At 61.8% G+C, this 18,396-nt stretch carries 15 protein-coding genes; 1 reads left to right on the top strand and 14 read right to left on the bottom strand.

What is annotated here, in order from left to right; genetic code table 11:
• Nucleotides 1-6: 6 nt before the first annotated feature.
• Nucleotides 7-915, bottom strand: a complete 909-nt coding sequence (locus WOB96_RS00300) for a manganese catalase family protein (RefSeq protein WP_341369261.1) — start codon at nucleotides 913-915, stop codon at nucleotides 7-9.
• 145 nt (nucleotides 916-1,060) lie between these two features.
• On the opposite strand from WOB96_RS00300, the gene WOB96_RS00295 reads away from it, so the two are divergent.
• A complete protein-coding gene (locus WOB96_RS00295) occupies nucleotides 1,061-1,606 on the top strand; it encodes a pyridoxamine 5'-phosphate oxidase family protein (protein ID WP_341369260.1) in 546 nt (181 codons plus the stop codon).
• Nucleotides 1,607-2,179: 573 nt separating this feature from the next.
• Here WOB96_RS00295 and tilS read toward each other — a convergent pair.
• Genes tilS through rseP form a run of 13 tightly spaced genes read right to left on the bottom strand, consistent with a single transcriptional unit; the run spans nucleotide 2,180 to nucleotide 18,391 of the window.
• Nucleotides 2,180-3,553 carry a tRNA lysidine(34) synthetase TilS gene (gene tilS, locus WOB96_RS00290; RefSeq protein WP_341369259.1) on the bottom strand — a complete coding sequence of 458 codons (1,374 nt, stop codon included), beginning with the start codon at nucleotides 3,551-3,553 and terminating at the stop codon, nucleotides 2,180-2,182.
• Entirely contained in the window at nucleotides 3,534-4,499 is a 966-nt protein-coding gene (locus WOB96_RS00285) for an acetyl-CoA carboxylase carboxyltransferase subunit alpha (RefSeq protein ID WP_341369258.1), read from the bottom strand. The genes tilS and WOB96_RS00285 overlap by 20 nt, the downstream gene beginning before the upstream one ends.
• Nucleotides 4,500-4,530: 31 nt before the next feature.
• Nucleotides 4,531-8,040: a DNA polymerase III subunit alpha gene (gene dnaE / locus WOB96_RS00280; protein ID WP_341369257.1), complete on the bottom strand. Its 3,510-nt coding sequence runs from the start codon at nucleotides 8,038-8,040 to the stop codon at nucleotides 4,531-4,533.
• A complete protein-coding gene (rnhB, locus tag WOB96_RS00275; RefSeq protein ID WP_341369581.1) occupies nucleotides 8,037-8,654 on the bottom strand; it encodes a ribonuclease HII in 618 nt (205 codons plus the stop codon). Before rnhB ends, dnaE begins: the two co-directional genes overlap by 4 nt.
• Complete coding sequence (gene lpxB, locus WOB96_RS00270; RefSeq protein ID WP_341369256.1) at nucleotides 8,647-9,792, bottom strand: lipid-A-disaccharide synthase; 1,146 nt, start codon at nucleotides 9,790-9,792, stop codon at nucleotides 8,647-8,649. The genes rnhB and lpxB overlap by 8 nt, the downstream gene beginning before the upstream one ends.
• Complete coding sequence (locus tag WOB96_RS00265; protein ID WP_341369255.1) at nucleotides 9,789-10,874, bottom strand: DegT/DnrJ/EryC1/StrS family aminotransferase; 1,086 nt, start codon at nucleotides 10,872-10,874, stop codon at nucleotides 9,789-9,791. Before WOB96_RS00265 ends, lpxB begins: the two co-directional genes overlap by 4 nt.
• A 52-nt stretch (nucleotides 10,875-10,926) precedes the next feature.
• Complete coding sequence (locus tag WOB96_RS00260; RefSeq protein WP_341369254.1) at nucleotides 10,927-11,892, bottom strand: Gfo/Idh/MocA family protein; 966 nt, start codon at nucleotides 11,890-11,892, stop codon at nucleotides 10,927-10,929.
• Entirely contained in the window at nucleotides 11,892-12,677 is a 786-nt protein-coding gene (gene lpxA / locus WOB96_RS00255) for an acyl-ACP--UDP-N-acetylglucosamine O-acyltransferase (RefSeq protein WP_341369253.1), read from the bottom strand. The genes WOB96_RS00260 and lpxA overlap by 1 nt, the downstream gene beginning before the upstream one ends.
• A complete protein-coding gene (fabZ, locus tag WOB96_RS00250; RefSeq protein WP_341369252.1) occupies nucleotides 12,674-13,117 on the bottom strand; it encodes a 3-hydroxyacyl-ACP dehydratase FabZ in 444 nt (147 codons plus the stop codon). The genes lpxA and fabZ overlap by 4 nt, the downstream gene beginning before the upstream one ends.
• Complete coding sequence (gene lpxD, locus WOB96_RS00245; RefSeq protein ID WP_341369251.1) at nucleotides 13,117-14,178, bottom strand: UDP-3-O-(3-hydroxymyristoyl)glucosamine N-acyltransferase; 1,062 nt, start codon at nucleotides 14,176-14,178, stop codon at nucleotides 13,117-13,119. Before lpxD ends, fabZ begins: the two co-directional genes overlap by 1 nt.
• 5 nt (nucleotides 14,179-14,183) lie before the next feature.
• The gene (locus WOB96_RS00240; protein WP_341369250.1) at nucleotides 14,184-14,708 is read right to left on the bottom strand and encodes an OmpH/Skp family outer membrane protein; all 525 of its coding nucleotides are present in this window, start codon (nucleotides 14,706-14,708) and stop codon (nucleotides 14,184-14,186) included.
• A 24-nt stretch (nucleotides 14,709-14,732) separates the two neighbouring features.
• Complete coding sequence (bamA, locus tag WOB96_RS00235) at nucleotides 14,733-17,048, bottom strand: outer membrane protein assembly factor BamA (RefSeq protein WP_341369249.1); 2,316 nt, start codon at nucleotides 17,046-17,048, stop codon at nucleotides 14,733-14,735.
• The gene (gene rseP, locus WOB96_RS00230; RefSeq protein WP_341369248.1) at nucleotides 17,045-18,391 is read right to left on the bottom strand and encodes an RIP metalloprotease RseP; all 1,347 of its coding nucleotides are present in this window, start codon (nucleotides 18,389-18,391) and stop codon (nucleotides 17,045-17,047) included. Before rseP ends, bamA begins: the two co-directional genes overlap by 4 nt.
• Nucleotides 18,392-18,396 lie beyond the last annotated feature (5 nt).

Here is an 18,396-nt window from a genome sequence, read left to right as displayed (position 1 = left end):
GGCTTGTCAATGCGTACGTTTTGGGTTCATGTGGCTCTTGGTGGATCCGCCCTTGGCAGGCACGTTGCCTAGATTCGATCCGGTCTCGGGGCTGGCATCCGTTCGACTCTTGGTCCGCATGGTCATGGCTTCCACCGCCTCTTTCTCCTGCTCCGAAAGATTGATGGTGGCCATACCGTCCCCGCCATTGACGGGTGGCTGCGGCTGCTCGACATACTCCCACTGCTCGCCCTCATTCCAGGGACCGCGCATGTCACCTTCACCCATGGACATGTTGAAGTACTTGTCCGTGTACTCCAGGTCGCCAGGCAGCTTGCCGGGTGGGAAGTTGCCCTCGATGGCATAGAGTGCGTTCTCGAACATCTTCTGATGAGCAATTTCGCGCGTCATCAGGAAGGTCAGGGCCTGCTTCAGATCCGGATCGTCTGTCGTGTTGATGAGGCGTTCATAAATGATCTTGGCGCGCGCCTCGGCGGCAATGTCCGAACGCAGATCAGCCGTGGGCTCGCCGATGCTATCGACCATGAAGCCATTGAAAGGCGCGCCGCCTGAGGTCATGAACAAGGGACCGGCGCCGCCGAGAATGGACAGGGTATGACTTTCACCGCCGCGGAACACATCGCGCATGACCTCCGCTTCGCCCACGCCTTCGGCCAGCTTGCCCTTGGCGCCCTTGCCAAGCATGCTCACGATGGTGCCGATCATTTCCAGATGGCTCAGTTCCTCGGTAGCAATATCGATCAGCATGTCCTTGCGGCCAGGGTCATCGCAGGCCAGATACTGGCTGAAATAGCGCATGGCCGCGGCCAGTTCGCCTTGCGGTCCACCGAACTGTTCCAGCATGATACTCGCCAGGGCCGGATTGGGTTCCTGAATACGCATGGTGTACATTAACTTCTTCTGATGACAGAACATGAACGCCTCCTGTTGACGATACGTGTGACAGGTAACGGTTTGGAGCCCACCCGTCGGCTGGTGTTCCGTCAGCTGCGCCATTGTTTATCCGACCTTGGTGCCTGACAGCAAGGCCAGCATCCTTCTTGCCACAACATGAGACCCCATGGCCCGCATTTATTCCGAGCTCAACGATTCCCATCTGGCCTTCATCCAGGACCAGCATCTGTTCTTTACCGCCAGCGCGGCATGTGAAGGCCGGGTGAATGTCTCCCCCAAGGGCATGGACAGCCTGCGCGTGCTGGATGCCCAGACCGTGGCCTATCTCGACCTGACCGGCAGCGGTAACGAGACCGCCGCGCACATCCGCGACAATGGCCGCCTGACCATCATGTTCTGCAGCTTCGTGGGCAACCCGTTGATCCTGCGGCTTTATGGTCAGGGCGAAGTGGTCCATCCGCGCGATGCCGCCTGGCCCGACTGGCGCCGGCACTTTGAAGACCTGCCGGCGGAGCGGCAGATCATCGTGCTGCACATCGAGACGGTGCAGACCTCCTGCGGTTATGGCGTGCCTTTGTTTGAATATCAGGGCGAGCGCGAGACCCTGCCGCGCTGGGCGGAGAAGAAGGGAGAGCAGGGCATCCGGGATTACTGGCGGGAGAAGAATCAACTCAGCATCGATGGCTTGCCGACGGGGATTCTGGAGAATTGAGGTTGAGCGGCTGCGCCGCGGCTGGTTGAGTGTCGGGGGCAGCCCGACAGCTGGTCACTTTCTTTTGGGCGGGCAAAAGAAAGTAACCCAAGAAAACCTGCCCCGCTGCGCTGGTCCGCTGGCGCGGACTGCCCTGTGCGCCTTGGGTCTTGGGGGCGCGCGCTAAACTCGCTACGCTCAGACAACGCGCGCGCTGATCCCCGCGCCCCGGCGTTGCACGGCAGCGCAGAAGGGGTCTGATCCTTTCCGGCAGACAGGGATCAGCCCTGATGAGGCGGGTAGAAAGGAAAAGGCAGAAAGCAAAAGACAGAATCAGGCTTTATTTGATTCTTGCCTGTACTCAGATACGAGCTTGGGACGGGGTTCAACCCATTGCACCGGCGCCGGCGCGTGCCGCTCGGGCGGGGGGAGGTCGGCGAGGACTGTCTGAGCCGCAGGCGAGTTCCGCAGCCGCCCCGCACGAGCCAGCAAGCCGGGTAGCCGCAGGCCGCCGGTGCTGGGGGTCTTTTTCTTTGCTCCCTTTCTTTTGGACAAGCAAAAGAAAGGGAGTTGCTGTCGGGCAACCCCCGACCCTCAAGCACCCGCGGGCAACGCCCGCCCCTCCCACAACCGCAACACCACCCCACTCCCTGCCTCCGGCAAGCCCGGCTGGCAAACAAACAAACCCGGCACCGCCAACAGTCGCCCTTTGGCATCGAAAAGCAGGCCCAGGTGCCGGCGTTCGGCAGGCGCCAATCTCGCCTCTTGCAAGGCCTTCTTCAGGGGCCGCCGATGCCCCTGGGGCGTCAGGTAAATCTCCCCGCCTCTACGCGGTGAAAAGCGCAGTTGCTGCTCATAAAACCCCGCGTCCAGATCATGGTATACAGCCGCGGGAGGCGCAGCATCGGCAGCCACGAGCGCCGCCTGCCAGCCGGCAATCGGCGGGGGGCCCTCAGCCGGGCACCAGACCTGCTCGGCGACTGGCGCGATATCCAGGGTGATGAAACGCGCCATTCCACCACGCAACCAGAGCGCCCCACCCTGCCACTCCAGGGTCTTGCCGCTCTCATCCCCAATCAGGCGCAGGCGCAGGGTTTCCAACGTTTCGCGCCCCGGAAGATCCAAGCCCTGGGCACGGATACCGTGCCGCAGGGCATAGCGCTGACGCGCAGGGCTCAGGGTGCGCAAGCGTGTACGATCGATCTCGCCACGGATGCTTGCACAAGTCTCCCAGTCCGCCGCAGCCACTTCCTCCACCACAGCCTTGGCGTCCGCCAGATTGGCGGCACTGCGCGCCGTGGTCCGCGCGACCTCGGGCCAGCCAAGATCCTGAACAAAGGGAATGAGCTGATGGCGGATGCGATTGCGCCGGAATGCCGCCGAGGCATTGGAGGGATCCTCGATCCAGGGAATCCGGCGCTTTTCAAGAAAGCCCTGCATGCTGGCACGATCGCATTCGAGCAGCGGACGCGCCAGATAGCCCGCGGCAAAGGGCCGCTTTTCGGCCATTCCCGCCAGCCCTTCGATGCCCGCGCCCCGGAGCAACTGCAATAGGAAGGTTTCAGCCTGATCCTGACGATGGTGAGCGGTCAGGAGCCATTCACCAGGACGCATTTGATCAGCGAGGGCCTGGTAGCGGGCATCACGGGCACAGGCTTCCTGACTTTCACCTGGCAGCGCTTGGCAGGATACGTGGAGGATGTCGCAATCGACCTGCCAACCCTGGCAGATTTGCCGGCAATGCCCGGCCCAGGTGTCTGCTTCGGCTTGCAGGCCGTGATGAACGTGCGTGACCCGCAAGGGCGCTACAGGAAACAACTCAAGGAGTCCAGCCAGCAGCGCGGTGGAATCGAGCCCACTGCTGAAGGCCAGCAGCATCGGAGTGGCTGCATCAATGCCCAGCCGCTCACAAGATGCGGCCAGGCAGCGCAGAAAGGGATCGGAAAGGTCAGCCTTTCCCCTTGCCATAAACGCCGTAATCCATGATCTTCATGTAACGCTGATTGAGCAGATCCTCGGTGGACAGGCCCTTGAGCGCCTGGACCTGCTTGAGCAGGGTCGCCTTTATACTGATCATCATGGCGTTCCAGTCCCGGTGCGCCCCGCCCAGGGGCTCGGGGATGATTTCGTCGATGAGCCCCTGGGATTTCAGCCGGTCGGCTGTGATGCCCATGGCCTCGGCTGCATCGGCCGCCTTGTCGCTGGATTTCCAGAGGATGGAGGCGCAGCCCTCCGGGGAAATCACCGAATAGGTACTGTACTGCAGCATCAGCACGCGGTCGCCGACGCCAATGGCCAGAGCGCCGCCCGAACCACCCTCGCCAATGACGGTGCAGATGATGGGTGTGGCGAGATCCGACATGACCGCCAGATTACGGGCAATGGCTTCGCTCTGGCCCCTCTCCTCGGCACCGATGCCAGGATAGGCGCCGGGGGTATCGATGAAGGTCAGTACCGGCAACTTGAAGCGCTCGGCGAGCTTCATCAGGCGCAGGGCCTTGCGATAGCCTTCCGGGCGCGGCATGCCGAAATTGCGACGAATCTTTTCCTTGGTATCCCGGCCTTTCTGATGGCCGATCCAGACCACGGGAATACCCTCCAGACGGCCAATGCCACCGACGATGGCAGGGTCATCCGCAAAGGCCCGGTCGCCGCAGAGCTCATGCCAGTCGGTCAGCAAGTGCTCGACATAATCGAGGGTATAGGGCCGCTGGGGATGGCGCGCCAGTTGGGAGATCTGCCAGGAGCCCAGATCGCCATAGATTTTCTTGGTCAGCCTGCTGGCCTTGAGCTCAAGCTGGCGGATCTCATCATCCAGACTGACCTGCCCATCCTCCCCAAGCTGCCGCAGATCCTCGATCTTTTTTTCGAGTTCGGCTATTGGCTGCTCGAACTCCAGATAACTTCTTTTCATCTCATGAACCTTCGGTTTCGTGAATCCTGCTTCAATACCTGGCTTCGCCACGCGCGAATCCAGCCTTGCGACCAGTTCTTTTTTGCGCTTCGGCATCCACCAGCACGGAAACCGGTGCATAGGCGAGCTCGTAGCCATCGTCACCAAGCAGTTTCCGTAATCCATCCAGCAGCCCGGGATGCGGACTCACCCGCCAGGCATCCCCTAGGCGCAATTCGCCGCGCGCCCCGGCATTTTCATATAGCACATACACGCTGCAATTGCCCGGATGCCCGCCCAGAAGGCTTGAGAGCGTCGCGAACTGGCCATCATCGAACCCCACCGGCAACCGCAGGGTCAGTTTCTGGGCCAGGCTATCGCGCACCACATCAAGCCCGAGCAGGCGCATGGCAGTCATCTTGATGCCGCCGGAATAGGTGTCTTCGCTGACTTCACCCAGAACGAACAAAATATCATCATTTTCCAGGGAAATACCGCTTTTTTGCAAAGTTTCGGCAAACACCACGATTTCCAGGCGCGCGGTCTTGTCGTCCAGGGTCAGGAAGGCCATGCGGTCGCCGCGCTTGGTCCGCACGCTGCGCCGCGCCACCACAAGGCCTGCCACGAGCACGGTGCTCTGGGGTTTGAGCGAGGCCAGGCTCGCGATGCCCATGGCCGCCAGATCCTGACGGATGCTGTCCAGGGGGTGCCCACTGAGATAGAGCCCCAGGGTCTCGCGCTCCAGGGCCAGGCGCTCCTGCTCCGGCCAAGGCTCGATCTCGAGCAGCGCATAGGTGGGCAGGGGCGATTCGACGGCCTCACCAAACAGGCTGTCCTGCCCGGTGTCCTGACTGGCCTGCCACTGGCTGGCGGCATCGATCGCAAGTCCCAGCGAGCCCATCAGCGCCGCACGATGGCCACCCAGGCAGTCCAGCGCGCCGGCCTTGATCAGGGCCTCCAGGGCACGGCGATTGACGCGCCTGGCATCGATACGCCGCAAGAGATCAAAGAGATCGGTAAAGGGCCCCTGGCGGCGGGCCTCGAGAATGGACTCGATCGCCCCCTCCCCCAGGCCCTTGATGGCCCCGAGTCCGAAGCGGATGGTGTCCGCGGTCGGCGTGAAGACGAGATCGCTGGCATTGATGTCCGGTGGCAATATCTCGATGCCCATGCGCTCGCATTCGGCCAGGAAGATGACCACCTTGTCGGTGTTGTCCATATCCGCCGACAGCACCGCTGCCATGAAAGCCGCCGGATGATGGGCCTTCAGGTAGGCGGTGTGATAGGAAACCAGGGCATAGGCGGCGGAATGCGACTTGTTGAAGCCATATTCCGCGAATTTCTCCATCAGATCGAAGATGGCGTTGGCCTGCTCGGGGGGAATCGCGAGTTTCGCCGAACCTTCCAGGAAGATCGCGCGCTGGGCGGCCATTTCCTCGGCCTTCTTCTTGCCCATGGCGCGGCGCAGCAGGTCGGCGCCGCCGAGCGTATAGCCGGCCAGCACCTGCGCGGCTTGCATCACCTGCTCCTGATAGACGATGACGCCGTAGGTTTCCTTGAGGATGGGTTCGAGATTGGGGTGCGGATACTCGACCCTGGCGCGCCCGTGCTTTCTATTGATGAAGTCTTCCACCATGCCCGACTGCAGGGGACCTGGCCGGAACAGGGCCACCAGCGCCACGATGTCCTCGAAGGTGTCGGGTTGCAGGCGGCGGATCAGGTCCTTCATGCCCGAGGATTCGAGCTGGAACACGGCCGTGGTCTCGCAGGCCTTGAGCAGCGTGAAGCTTTTTTTATCATCCGTCGGGATGCGGCTCAGATCCAGTGGCACTTCACCGTTGCGGGCGCGCTCGGCATTGATGAGCTTCAGAGCATTGTCGATGATCGTCAGCGTGCGCAGGCCGAGAAAGTCGAACTTGACCAGACCCACCTTTTCGACGTCGTCCTTGTCAAACTGGGTGACGTTGCCGGAATCACTGCCATCGGAAAAGAGCGGCACATAATCCGTCAGCGGTCCCGGCGCGATCACCACGCCACCGGCATGGGTGGAAGCATGGCGGGCGACGCCTTCCAGGCGCATGGCGATGTCCAGCAACTCGCGCACGTCCTCTTCCTGCTCGTAGCGGTTGCGCAGTTCCTCGGATTCCTCCAGGGCCTTTTTAAGGGTCATGCCCAGGTCCGGCGGCACCAGCTTGGCCAAGCGATCCACCTCGCCATAGGACTTGTCCATGGCGCGCCCGACGTCGCGCACCACCGCGCGCGCCTTCATGGTGCCGTAGGTGATGATCTGCGATACCTGATCGGCGCCATACTTCTGAGCCACATAGTCGATCACCCGATCGCGGCCGACCATGCAGAAATCCACGTCGAAGTCGGGCATGGATACGCGCTCGGGGTTGAGAAAGCGCTCGAACAGCAGCCCGTAGCGGATGGGGTCGATATCAGTGATCAGCAGCGCGAACGCCACCAGCGAGCCGGCACCGGAACCACGCCCCGGCCCCACCGGCACGCCGTTGTTCTTGGCCCACTGGATGAAGTCCGCCACGATCAAAAAATAACCCGGAAAGCCCATCTGCCGGATCACGCCGATCTCGATCTCCAGGCGCTCGCGATAGGCGGGAATCTCCTGCTCTGTCAGGCCAAGCGCTTCGATGCGCCGCTCCAGCCCCTCGCGCGCGGCCCGGGCGAAGTACTCGTCCAACGGCGCGCCATCCGGGGTGGGAAATTCCGGCAGATAATAGGTGCCGAGCTTCAGCGTGACATTGCAGCGCGCCGCGATATGCACGCTGTTTTCGAGGGCCTCGGGAATGTCGGCGAAACGCTCGGCCATGACTTCTGAAGAGCAGAAGTGATGCTCGGGCGTGAAACGCCTGGGGCGGCGGGAATCGCTCAGGGTCTGACTGGCGGAGATGCAGGCGCGGGCATCGAAGGCATTGAAATCACCGGCTTCGAGGAAATGCACGTTGTTGCTGGCCACCACCGGTAGTTCCAGCGCTTCGGCAAGTCGCAGCTGTTCAGCCAGCACGAGTTCCTGATCGGGCTCGCCATTGCGCTGCAATTCCAGATAAAAGCGATCCGGAAAGATCTCCGCGTACCAGCGCGCCGCCGCCTCGGCCTGGGCAAGCTGTCCCCTGATGATGGCATGGCCGATCTCGCCACGCCCGGCCGCCGAGAGTGCGATCAGGCCCTCACTATGGCTGGCCAGCGCAGATTTTGAAATTTCCGGGCGGCCATCGCGCAGGCCCTGCAGATATCCCAGCGACAGAAGCTGCATCAGATGACGATAACCATCGTTGTTCTGACAGAGCAGGATCAGTTGAAAAGGCGGCTGGCCCTCCTCGGGGTTGGCCAGCCAGATCTCGGACCCGGCAATGGGCTTGATGCCAGCGGCGCGGGCGGCGCGATAAAATTTCACGAAGCCAAACAGATTGCCGTGATCGGTCAGCGCCACGGCCGGCATGTTCTCGGCGCGACAGCGCTTGATCAGCTCCGGAATGCGGGTGATCCCGTCTTCCAGGGAATATTCGGAATGCACGTGCAGGTGCACAAAACTTGGATTCATGCGAGTTTTCCCGAGCCGTCGGGCTGGTGATGGTTTGCTGCCTGGCAGGCACGTACCGGTGCAAAACTTTGGCGATGCGCCGGGCAAGGGCCCAGATACTGCAGCGCCGCCTTGTGCGCCGGCGTGGGATAGCCCATGTGCCGCTCGAAGCCGTAACCGGGATAACAGGCCGCCAGTGCCAGCATCTGCCAGTCGCGTGCGGTTTTTGCCAGAATGCTGGCGGCGGCAATGGCGTCCACCCGGTCATCGCCACCTATCACGGTTTCGCAGGCATAGGGCCAGACCGGTGCGCGGTTGCCATCCACCAGCACTCTCATTGGTTGTATCGGCAGGCGCTGCACTGCCCGATGCATGGCCAGCAGCGAGGCCTGCAGGATATTGAGCCGGTCGATCTCCCAGGCGCTGGCATAGCTGATGCACCAGGCACGCGCCTGGCGACGGATCTGCAGGGCCAGCGCCTCGCGACGCGCGGGTTTGAGACATTTTGAATCGCGCAGCCCGGAAATACCATGGTCCGGACCGAGGATGACAGCAGCCGCCACGACCGGGCCCGCGAGCGGCCCACGGCCAACCTCATCCACACCCGCGGTATCCGGGCCAGCCAGTTCAAGCATTTTCACGCGATTTCTCCAGCAGATCGCGCAGGATGGCGATGACCCGCTCGCCACCCTCGCCGGCGAGCAGGCCAGGTAGAGCCGTCAGCGCCCGCTCTTGGGCCTGTCCCGCCCCATCCAGAATCTGCAGCACCGCATCAGCCACCCGCGCCGGAGTAAAGTCCCCCTGCAACAGCTCGGGATACACCTTTTGCTTCAGGATGATATTGGGCAGGGCCACATGGGGCAACTTGACCAGACGTCTGGCAATGGCGAAGGTCAGGGGATGCATGGCGTAAACCACCACTGCCGGGCGCCCCAGCAGGGCCGTCTCAAGCGTCGCCGTGCCGGAGGCCACCACCACGACATCGGCCGCCCGGATGGCCAGGGCCGCCTGTCCTTCCAGCATCATCGGCAGATCCGCATTGCCAGCCTCGCGCCAGAGCCTTTCAAAACCCGCCCGCTGCTCGGGGCGTGCCAGAGGCACCACAAAGCGCAAATCTCGCCGGCGTTTGGCAAGCAGTTTTGCGCTCTGCGCAAGACGCGGGCCGATCCGCTGGACTTCGCTGTTGCGACTACCAGGCAGCATGGCTATCCAGGTGCCGGGCGTCAGATCCAGCAGGCGTCTTGCCTCTTCCCGGCCCGGCGCCTGGGCGGTCTTTTCCAGTAGAGGATGGCTGACGACCGTGGCAGGCAGGCCCGCTTCCTCATAGATAGGCGCTTCGAACGGGAAAAGCACCATCATGTGATCCACCAGCGAGGCGATGCGCTGGACGCGCCGGGCTCGCCAGGCCCAGACCTGGGGACTGACATAGTAGAGCACCGGTATGCCCTGGGCCTTGGCCAGTGCGGCAACCCGCAGGTTGAAGTCCGGGTGGTCGATCAGAACGGCCAGGACCGGCCGCTGCTCGCGAAAGTGGTGCTCGATATCCCGCAGCAGTTGCCGGATTTTCCCGATCCGGCCCAGCACTTCGACCAGGCCCATGACTGCCAGGACCTCGCCATCGAAGCGGCTCCTGACGCCCATGGCCTGTAGATGCGGTCCTACCACGCCCGCGAAGTCGAGATCCAGTCCGGCCGCGCGGCTGGCCGCCACCAATGAGGCCCCCAGCTGCTCGCCGGAGGCCTCGCTGGCCACCATGAATACCTCTCTGGTCACGCCGGGATGCTGGCCCGCAAGACGGCAGCGATACGCGCGACCTGCTCCTCCTGCAGCTCCGGAAAGATCGGCAGGGACAGCACATTTTCCGCCAGTGCATCCGAGACCGGACAATGCCCCTGGGGCTTGTCGCCAAACATGCGCTGGCGATGGCAGGGCACCGGATAATACACCGCACTAGCGATACCCGCCCCGGCCAGTGCCGTGCGTACCTGATCCCGGCCCTTCACCTGGATGGTGAACTGATGATAGACATGCCCATGGCCAGGTGTTTCAAAGGGCAGCACCAGATCCAGCTCGGCAAGATGCTTTTTATAGAGCGCCGCCGCGGCCCGGCGGCCTGCGTTGTAGACATCGATATGCCGGATTCTCGCGTTCAGGATCACGGCCTGAATCTCATCGAGACGGCTGTTGTAGCCTAGTTCGTCATGATAGTACTGGCGGCTGGAACCATGGTTGCGCAACAGGCGCAGCCTCGCGGCAAGATTCTCATCCTGGCTCAGGACCATGCCGCCGTCCCCGGCCCCACCGAGATTCTTGCTCGGGAAGAAGGAAACCGCTGACAGCCGACCGAAAGAGCCGGTCATGCGTCCATTGATATCAGCGCCAAAGGACTGGGCGCAGTCCTCGATAATTTCCAGACCATGCTGCTCCGCCAGGGCCATGATGGCCGGCATGTTGGCCGGCTGGCCGTAGAGATGCACGGGGATGATCACCCGGGTTTTTGGGGTGATCAGGGCCTCGACCGAGGCGGGATCCATGTTGTAGGTCAGAGGATCGACATCGGCAAACACAGGGGTCGCGCCGGTGTAGAGCACGGCCTCGGCGGTTGCGATGAAGGTGAAGCTTGGCACGATCACCTCATCGCCCGGCCCGACCTGCAGGGCGCGCAGGGCCAGCAACAGGGCATCGGTGCCCGAAGCGCAGCTCACTGCGTGCGGCACGCCAAGCCGGCTGGTCACATCACTTTCCAGTTGCCGGCCGCGTGGGCCGAGAATGAACTGGGCGCTGTCCAGCACCTCGGCAATACCAGCGAGTATTTCATCCCGCAAAGGCGAAAAGCCGGCCACGATATCAACCATTGGGATGGGTTTATTGGAATCCATGGTACACCTTGAGAAAGGAATCGTTTAATTATCGGCCACGCATGCCGGCGTGAAAGCGGTCGAGCGTGGTCTTTTGCACCTGAAGCGCCAGCGCAAGGGCAGCGCGGCCGTCCTCGGCATCACAGAAAACCCTGTCACCAGTTTCCACCGCGACGAGAAAGTTGTCCACCTCGCGGGCCAGGACATCCACCCTGGGCAGATCCACCTGTGTCGTGTCCACCCCAGGAATCATGCCACCCGTGGCAGCCGGATGACGTCTGGAAACACTCAGGCTGTTGGCGGCGAAATCGATGCTGGCATAGGCATCCTGCCAGAACAGTCTGAGCTTGCGGGAAGTCTCGCGCACGACGCGTGAGGAGGCAAAGGTGCCAACCGCGCCATTGTCGAAATCCAGCCAGGCATTGGCCATGTCGAGCTTGTCCGTGATCACCGGCACACCAACCGCGCGCAGGTCGGTACAAGCCGATCCGCTGAGATGCAGAGCCAGATCAAGATCATGAATCATCAGGTCCATGATCACATCCACGTCCAGGGAGCGCGGCTTGAAAGGCGCCAGGCGCTCGGCCTCGATGTAGCGGGGAGAGCCCAGATTCAGCGAACGCAGGTGTTCGATGGCAGGATGCAGGCGCTTGAGATGCCCCACGGCCAACACCAGTTGACGCGCCTTCTGCAGTGCAATCAGTTCATCGGCCTGATCCAGGGTGGCCGTAAACGGCTTTTCCACCAGCACATGCACGTTGGCCTCCAGGCATTGCCGGACCACATCATGGTGCGTGAGCGTCGGTGTGACCACCGAGACGGCCTTGACCCGGGCGAGCAGGGCGGCAAGATCGGTACTGGGTGTTGCTCCGACCTCCTCGGCCACCACGCGGGCGCGTTCGGCGTCCAGGTCATAGACTCCCACCAGATCGGCCCGGGGGTGATCCCGGTATTTTTGCGCATGAAAGCGGCCCAGATGGCCAACGCCAATGACTGCAACGGGCAACCTGTCCATCAGCGCGTCACCCCGCGTTGCGAATCCCGGATGAAGTCCATCAGATACCGCACATGCGGCGAATCCAGACCCTGTTCGCGGATCAGCTCGAAGCCGGTCTCGAACTTGCGTCCGCCCCGGAAGAGCAGCTTGTAGGCACGCTTGAGCTGCAGGATGTCTTCATTCGAAAACCCGCGCCTTTCCAGGCCACGCACATTGATGCCGTGCAGTGTGGCATGATTACCTGCCGCCATGACGAAGGGGGGGATGTCCTGAGGCGCCATGGTGCCGCCGCCCAGGATGGCATGCGCCCCGACACGGGCGAACTGATGCACCGCGCTCAGGCCACCGAGGATGGCGTAGTCTTCCACGGTGACGTGCCCGGCGAGGGTCGCGGCATTGGCCATCACCACATGATCGCCGATGCTGCAGTCATGCGCGACATGGGCATAGGCCATCAGCAGGCAGTGACTGCCCAGTCGCGTCACCCCTTCCTGCTTGGTCGTGCCACGATTGATGGTGACGAACTCGCGGATGGTGTTGCCCTCGCCGATCTCCAACCGGGTCGGCTCGCCCGCGTATTTGAGATCCTGGGGCGCCGTGCCCACAGAGGCGAAGGGGAAGATCCGGTTGCCGCGCCCCATCCGGGTCGGGCCCTCGATCACGGCATGCGCGCCGATTTCGCAGTCCGGGCCAATATCGACATCCGGCCCGATCACCGTGAAGGCGCCAACCTTCACGCCTTCGGCGAGCCTGGCGGCGGGATCGATCAGGGCGCTGGGATGAATCAGGAGAGCACTCTTCATTTATCGACCGCTTTCAAGGTGGCCATGAGGGTGGCACTGGCGACAACGTTATCCTCCACCCGCGCTTCGGCACCCATCTGCCAGATGCCGGAACGCCGCCGTTCCACGGTCACGTGCAGATGCAACTGGTCGCCCGGCGTCACCGGCTTGCGAAAACGGGCCTTCTCGATCCCGGCAAAATAGACCAGGGCGTCGTCCTTGTACTTGTCTTCCGACAAAAAGGCCAGGATACCCGCCGCCTGCGCCAGGGACTCGATGATCAGGACCCCCGGCATGACCGGCGTGCCGGGGAAATGCCCCGGGAAAAACGGCTCATTGATGGTGACGTTTTTCAGGGCATGCAGGGACTGGCCCATTTCAAAGCCCAGAACCCGATCGACCAGCAAGAAGGGATAACGGTGGGGCAGGCGTTTCAGGATTTCCGCAATATCCAGTACCATCAGTTTTCTGTTCCTTTATTCTCCAGTTTATCCGCCTCGTCAGCGGTCTTCGGGCCCAGCCCGGCTTCTAGCGCCTCCAGACGCCGGAAGAGATCATCGAGTCGGTGCAGGCGCGCCACCTGGCGGCGCCACTCGGCATTGGGTCGCGCCGCATCCCCCGATGAATAGATTCCCGATTGCCGAATGCCGCGCGTCACCTGGCTCTTGCCCGAGATGATCACGCCATCCGTGATTTCGATGTGCCCCGCGACACCCACCTGCCCGCCCAGCACGCAATGCTGCCCAATGCGCGTGCTGCCGGCAATGCCGGTCTGGCCGGCAATGACGGTATGCGCGCCGATACGCACGTTATGACCGATCTGCACCAGGTTGTCGATCTTGACCCCATCCCCGATTACGGTGTCGTCCAGCGCTCCGCGATCGATGGTGGTATTGGCACCGACTTCGACATCATCCCCCAGCACCAGTTTGCCCAGTTGCGGGATCTTGAGATAGCGGCCGGCATCGGGCGCGAAGCCAAAACCATCCGCCCCGAGCACAGCACCCGCGTGAATGATGCAGCGCGCCCCCACCCGTGTTCCCGGATAGAGCACGACATTGGGATGAATCCGCGTATCCTCGCCGATGCGGCAGCCCTCGCCGATGGACACGCCGCTGCCTATCCAGACCCGCTCCCCAAGGATCACATCGCGCCCGATCACCGCATGGGCATCCACCCGCACCGAGACCGGAATCTGTAGATCCCGATCCAGGATCACTGTGTGGTGAATGCCCGGTGCGGGTGCATGCTGGGGATATAAAAGCTGCGCGGCGCGGGCATAGGCGGCATAGGGATTGCGTGTCAGCAGCGCATTGCCCCTGAAGTCCTCCGGCAGGTCTTCGCGGGAGAGAATGACAGCGCCCGCCTGACTCTCTGCCAGCAAGGAGAGATATTTCCTGTTCGACAGAAAGGCGAGTTCGCGCGGGCCGGCACGCTCCAGCGGGGCGACACCTGACACTGCGTGCTGGCCGTCTCCCTGCAACTCGGCCCCGATCGCGTTCGCCAGTGTTTCGAGCTTCATGCCCGCTACCTTTTATTCCCTTTCAGGGCTTCAGCCCGCAAGGCATCGAGTACCTGCTCGGTAATGTCGATACTTTGGCTGGCATACAGCACTGATTTGTCATGCAGGATCACGGTGTATCCCCCACGTTTGCCAATGGCGCCGACCACTCGCGTGAGCCTGTCCTGCAAATCCTTCAGGACCTGGTTGCGCTTGAGATTCAGGGCCTCCTGGGCGCGACGCTGCATATCCTGCAGCGCGACGACACCCGCCTGGATCTGGCGCTCCCGCTCGAGTCGCTGGGCCTCGCTGAGCTTCGCGGCGTTCTTATCATAGTCGAGCTGCTGCTGTCGCAGCTTCTCGCGACGCAGATCGATTTCCCGCTGCCGCACCATCAGCTCCCGGTTCAGGGTATCCGCGGCCTTTTTCGCCTGCGGCATCTGCTGCAGGGCCCGATCCAGGTCCACGTAAGCGATGCGCAGGTTGTCAGCCCGCAGCGGGCCGCACATGCCCAGCAATGCCGCAGCCCCGAGCAGATAGACAAATCGCATGTGCATCGAGCGCATGTGCATCGTTCAGAAACTGGTTCCGATGGTGAACTGGAAGGGTTCCTTTTCGTCATCGGGTTTCACGCCAATGGGATAGGCCAGGTTGAAACGCAAGGGGCCCAGCGGACTGATCCACTGGAAGCCGACACCGACGGCCTTGCGCAGTTCGCCGAAGCTCGGCAGATACTTGTCGTCATAGACCCAGCCGGCATCGAAGAAAGTCGAGGCCCTGAAGTTCTTGCTGTCGGCCATGCCCGGTATCGGGAACAGCACTTCGGCGTTGAACTGCACCTTGCGGGTAGCACCAATGGGTACGAGATCTTTATCTTTCGGGCCCAGCGAGAAAGTCCTGTAACCACGCACCGAATTCGGGCCGCCGAGATAGAAGTTCTGGAAAAAGGGTACTGGCCTGCCCGAGTAACCATTCACAAAGCCGTATTCGGCATTCAGCATGCCGGTGAAGGTGCTGGTCAGCGGATGGAAATACTGGGTTTTTCCTTCCACCCGATAATAGCGCAGGTCGCCACCCGGCAGGCTGCCGTCGGTGATCAGGCGACTGTTCCAGCCCCTGGTCGGAAAGATGATCGAATCCCGCGTATCAAAGACGAGCGTATTGCCCGCCTTGATGCTTGACACCTGATTGCCGAACTGATCGACGAAGTCCTGGTAACGCTGGGGACTTTCCGCACTCAGTTCGAGTTCGGTCGTTTCATAGCCCAGGCGCATGATGTCATTGATGTCTTCGGTGATCGGCACCCCCAGGCGCACACCGCCCCCGGTGGTCACCTGGCGATACTGGGCGATCACCAGACGCTGGGTATTGGTATCGGTGCGGTACAGATCGCCGCCCAGGCTGATGCCGTCCGGCGTGAAATAGGGTTCGGTGAAGGAGAGATTGAAGCTCTTGGTCAGGTCACTGATGTCGACACCGAGACTGAGCACCTGACCCTTGCCCATGAAGTTGTTCTGGGTCACCGAGCCATTGAAGAGAATGCCCTGGGCATTGGAGTAACCCACGCCCAGCATGAACTGGCCGGTGGAGCGCTCCGTGACCTTGACGTTGATATCGACCTGATCCGGAGCATCCGGTACGGCCGGGGTTTCGAGACTCACATCATCGAAGAAACCCAGCCGGTTCAGGCGTTCACGCGATCGGCGGATCTTGCTGGCATCGTACCAGCCACCCTCCATCTGCCGGAACTCGCGCCGCACCACATTGTCGCGGGTGCGATTGTTGCCGGTGACATTGATGCGGCGCACATAGACGCGCCTTCCCTGATTGATCTGGAAATCGAAACCGATTTCATGCTTGTCAGGATCCACCTTCGGCACCGGATTCACATTGGCGAAGGCATAACCCACTTCGCCCAGACGCTCGGAGATGGCGTTGGCCGACTCCGTCACCTCACGCCGCGAAAAAAGCGCCCCGGGCTTGACCGTGATCAGCTTGCGCAAGGTCTCCTTTGGCAGCTCGCTTTCGCCGCTGAGCGATACGTCACGGACCCGGTAAATTGGCCCCTCCTTGATATTGACGGTCACAAAGACATTGCGCCGGTCAGGAGATATCGTGACCTGGGTGGATTCGATATCAAAATCGAGATAGCCGCGGTCCATATAATAGGAACGCAACTTTTCGAGATCGCCCGCCAGCTTCTGCCGGGAATACTGATCGTTCTTGGAGAACCAGGACAGGGCCCCGGTCGGGCTCAGGGAAAAGAGCCCCAGAATGCGCTTGCGCGGGTAAGCGTCATTGCCGACCACATTCACCTGATGAATCTTGGCAGGCTTGCCCTCATCGACCTGCACATCCACCTGGACGCGGTTGCGCTCCAGCGTCTTGACATCCACCTCAACCTTGGCGGCGTAGTAACCCATGCCATAATATTGCCGCTCCAGTTCGGTCACGACCTGATCGAGTGTCGCGGCATTGAACACACGGCGTTCGACCAGACCGATGTCCTGCAGGCTCTCCTTGAGCTTGTCTTCCGGAAAGGCCTTCACGCCCTTGAGATTGATCCTGGCGATCGTGGGCCTTTCGCGCACCGTGACCACCAGCTTGTCGCCCTCGCGCCCCAGCTGTACATCCTCGAAGAATCCAGTGGCATACAGGGCCCGGATGGCCTCGCGCGCGCCTTCCTCATCCAGCATGGTTCCGGTACGTACCGGCAGATAGTTGTAGACCGTCCCCACCTCGGTCTGCTGCAGCCCTCTCACCTCGATATCCGAGACGGTGAAGGAATCAAAACCCCAGGCCGGCAACGCGGCACAACCCAAGAGAGAGGCAAGGACAAGAGCCCGCAGCGGAGACCCGGCGGGCAGGATCTGACTGGTTTTTCTATTCACTGGTTCAGGAGTCTCGTTATATCGTTATAGAAGGCAAAGCCCATCAGCAGCAGAAGCAGGAAAAGTCCGGCCTGCTGCGCCCTGGCCATGACGGCCTCGGATACCGGGCTGCCCTTGATCATTTCCACCACGTAAAAGAACAGGTGCCCGCCATCGAGCACCGGAATCGGCAACAGGTTCAGCACGCCCAGGCTGATGCTGATCATCGCCAGGAAGGACAGAAAGGTCACCACCCCACCCTGGGCCGACTGGCCGGCAAACTGGGCAATGGCAATCGGGCCGCCGAGATTTTCAGTCGAAACCAGCCCCTTTGCCATCTGCCAGAGCATTTCAAAGGTCATGCTCGTGAGCTTGACCGTCTCACGAAAGCCACGACCCAAGCCCTCGATGGGACCACTCTGATCCAGCACCTGCAGGGAATCTGGCAGGCTGGCCGGGGACATGCCGATCCGCCCCACGGTGCGGTCCTTGACGACCTGCGGCGCGGGCGTGATGGTCACTGGCTGCTCGCGCCCGTCCCGATCAATGATGAAAGTCAGGGGCTTGCCGGGATTTGCCTCCACCTGACTCAGAAAGGTAGACCAGGTATTGATGACCTGCCCATTGACCTTGACGATGCGATCCCCTTTTTGCAGCCCGGCCCGTTCGGCAGGGCTTCCTGGCTGGAGCTGCCCGACGACGATGGGCAGATAGGGTTGCAGGCCCAGGGCTTCCTCGACAAAGCTCGCGTTCAGTTGATCCTTGTCGAGGCCGGCAAATTGCAGGGTATGCACCCGCCGCTCCCCGGATCGCTCGATCAGCAGTTCAGCCGGTTCGCGTGACATGGCCTGGTTCACCAGACTCATGCGCAGGTCCTGCCAGGACTTGATCGGCTCGTCATTGACCGCCAGCACGCGCTCACCGGGGAGCACACCCGCACGGGCCGCCAGCGAATTGGGCGCCACCTCGCCGATGATCGGCGCAAGCCCTGGCACCCCAATCATGAACACCACGGCGTAGGCGAGAATCGCAAACAGGAGATTGAATACCGGACCGGCAGCCACGATGGCGAAACGTCGGCTGACCGGCTTGCGGTCGAAGGCCCGGTGCTGGTCCGCTGGATCGATCGTATCGCCAGCATGCTCACCGAGCATCTTGACATAGCCCCCGAGGGGAATGGCGGACAGGGCATATTCGGTGCCATCGCGCCCATGCCAGCTATAGAGACTGGGGCCGAAACCGATGCTGAACTTTAGCACCTTCACGCCCAGGCGGCGCGCCACCCAGAAATGGCCAAACTCATGCACCGCCACCAGCGTGCCAATGGCAAAGACGAACATGAATATTGTATAGATAAGGTTCATGATTT

The organism is Thermithiobacillus plumbiphilus (assembly GCF_038070005.1).
Taxonomy (GTDB): Bacteria; Pseudomonadota; Gammaproteobacteria; order Acidithiobacillales; family Thermithiobacillaceae; genus JBBPCO01.
This window is presented reverse-complemented; position numbering and strand designations above follow the sequence as displayed.

Coding starts and splice junctions, on each gene's coding strand:
- WOB96_RS00300 (WP_341369261.1), bottom strand. CDS start 915: ATGTTCTGTCATCAGAAGAAGTTAATGTACACCATGCGTATTCAGGAA.
- WOB96_RS00295 (WP_341369260.1), top strand. CDS start 1,061: ATGGCCCGCATTTATTCCGAGCTCAACGATTCCCATCTGGCCTTCATC.
- tilS (WP_341369259.1), bottom strand. CDS start 3,553: ATGGCAAGGGGAAAGGCTGACCTTTCCGATCCCTTTCTGCGCTGCCTG.
- WOB96_RS00285 (WP_341369258.1), bottom strand. CDS start 4,499: ATGAAAAGAAGTTATCTGGAGTTCGAGCAGCCAATAGCCGAACTCGAA.
- dnaE (WP_341369257.1), bottom strand. CDS start 8,040: ATGAATCCAAGTTTTGTGCACCTGCACGTGCATTCCGAATATTCCCTG.
- rnhB (WP_341369581.1), bottom strand. CDS start 8,654: ATGCTTGAACTGGCTGGCCCGGATACCGCGGGTGTGGATGAGGTTGGC.
- WOB96_RS00265 (WP_341369255.1), bottom strand. CDS start 10,874: ATGGTTGATATCGTGGCCGGCTTTTCGCCTTTGCGGGATGAAATACTC.
- WOB96_RS00260 (WP_341369254.1), bottom strand. CDS start 11,892: ATGGACAGGTTGCCCGTTGCAGTCATTGGCGTTGGCCATCTGGGCCGC.
- lpxA (WP_341369253.1), bottom strand. CDS start 12,677: ATGAAGAGTGCTCTCCTGATTCATCCCAGCGCCCTGATCGATCCCGCC.
- fabZ (WP_341369252.1), bottom strand. CDS start 13,117: ATGGTACTGGATATTGCGGAAATCCTGAAACGCCTGCCCCACCGTTAT.
- lpxD (WP_341369251.1), bottom strand. CDS start 14,178: ATGAAGCTCGAAACACTGGCGAACGCGATCGGGGCCGAGTTGCAGGGA.
- WOB96_RS00240 (WP_341369250.1), bottom strand. CDS start 14,708: ATGCGATTTGTCTATCTGCTCGGGGCTGCGGCATTGCTGGGCATGTGC.
- rseP (WP_341369248.1), bottom strand. CDS start 18,391: ATGAACCTTATCTATACAATATTCATGTTCGTCTTTGCCATTGGCACG.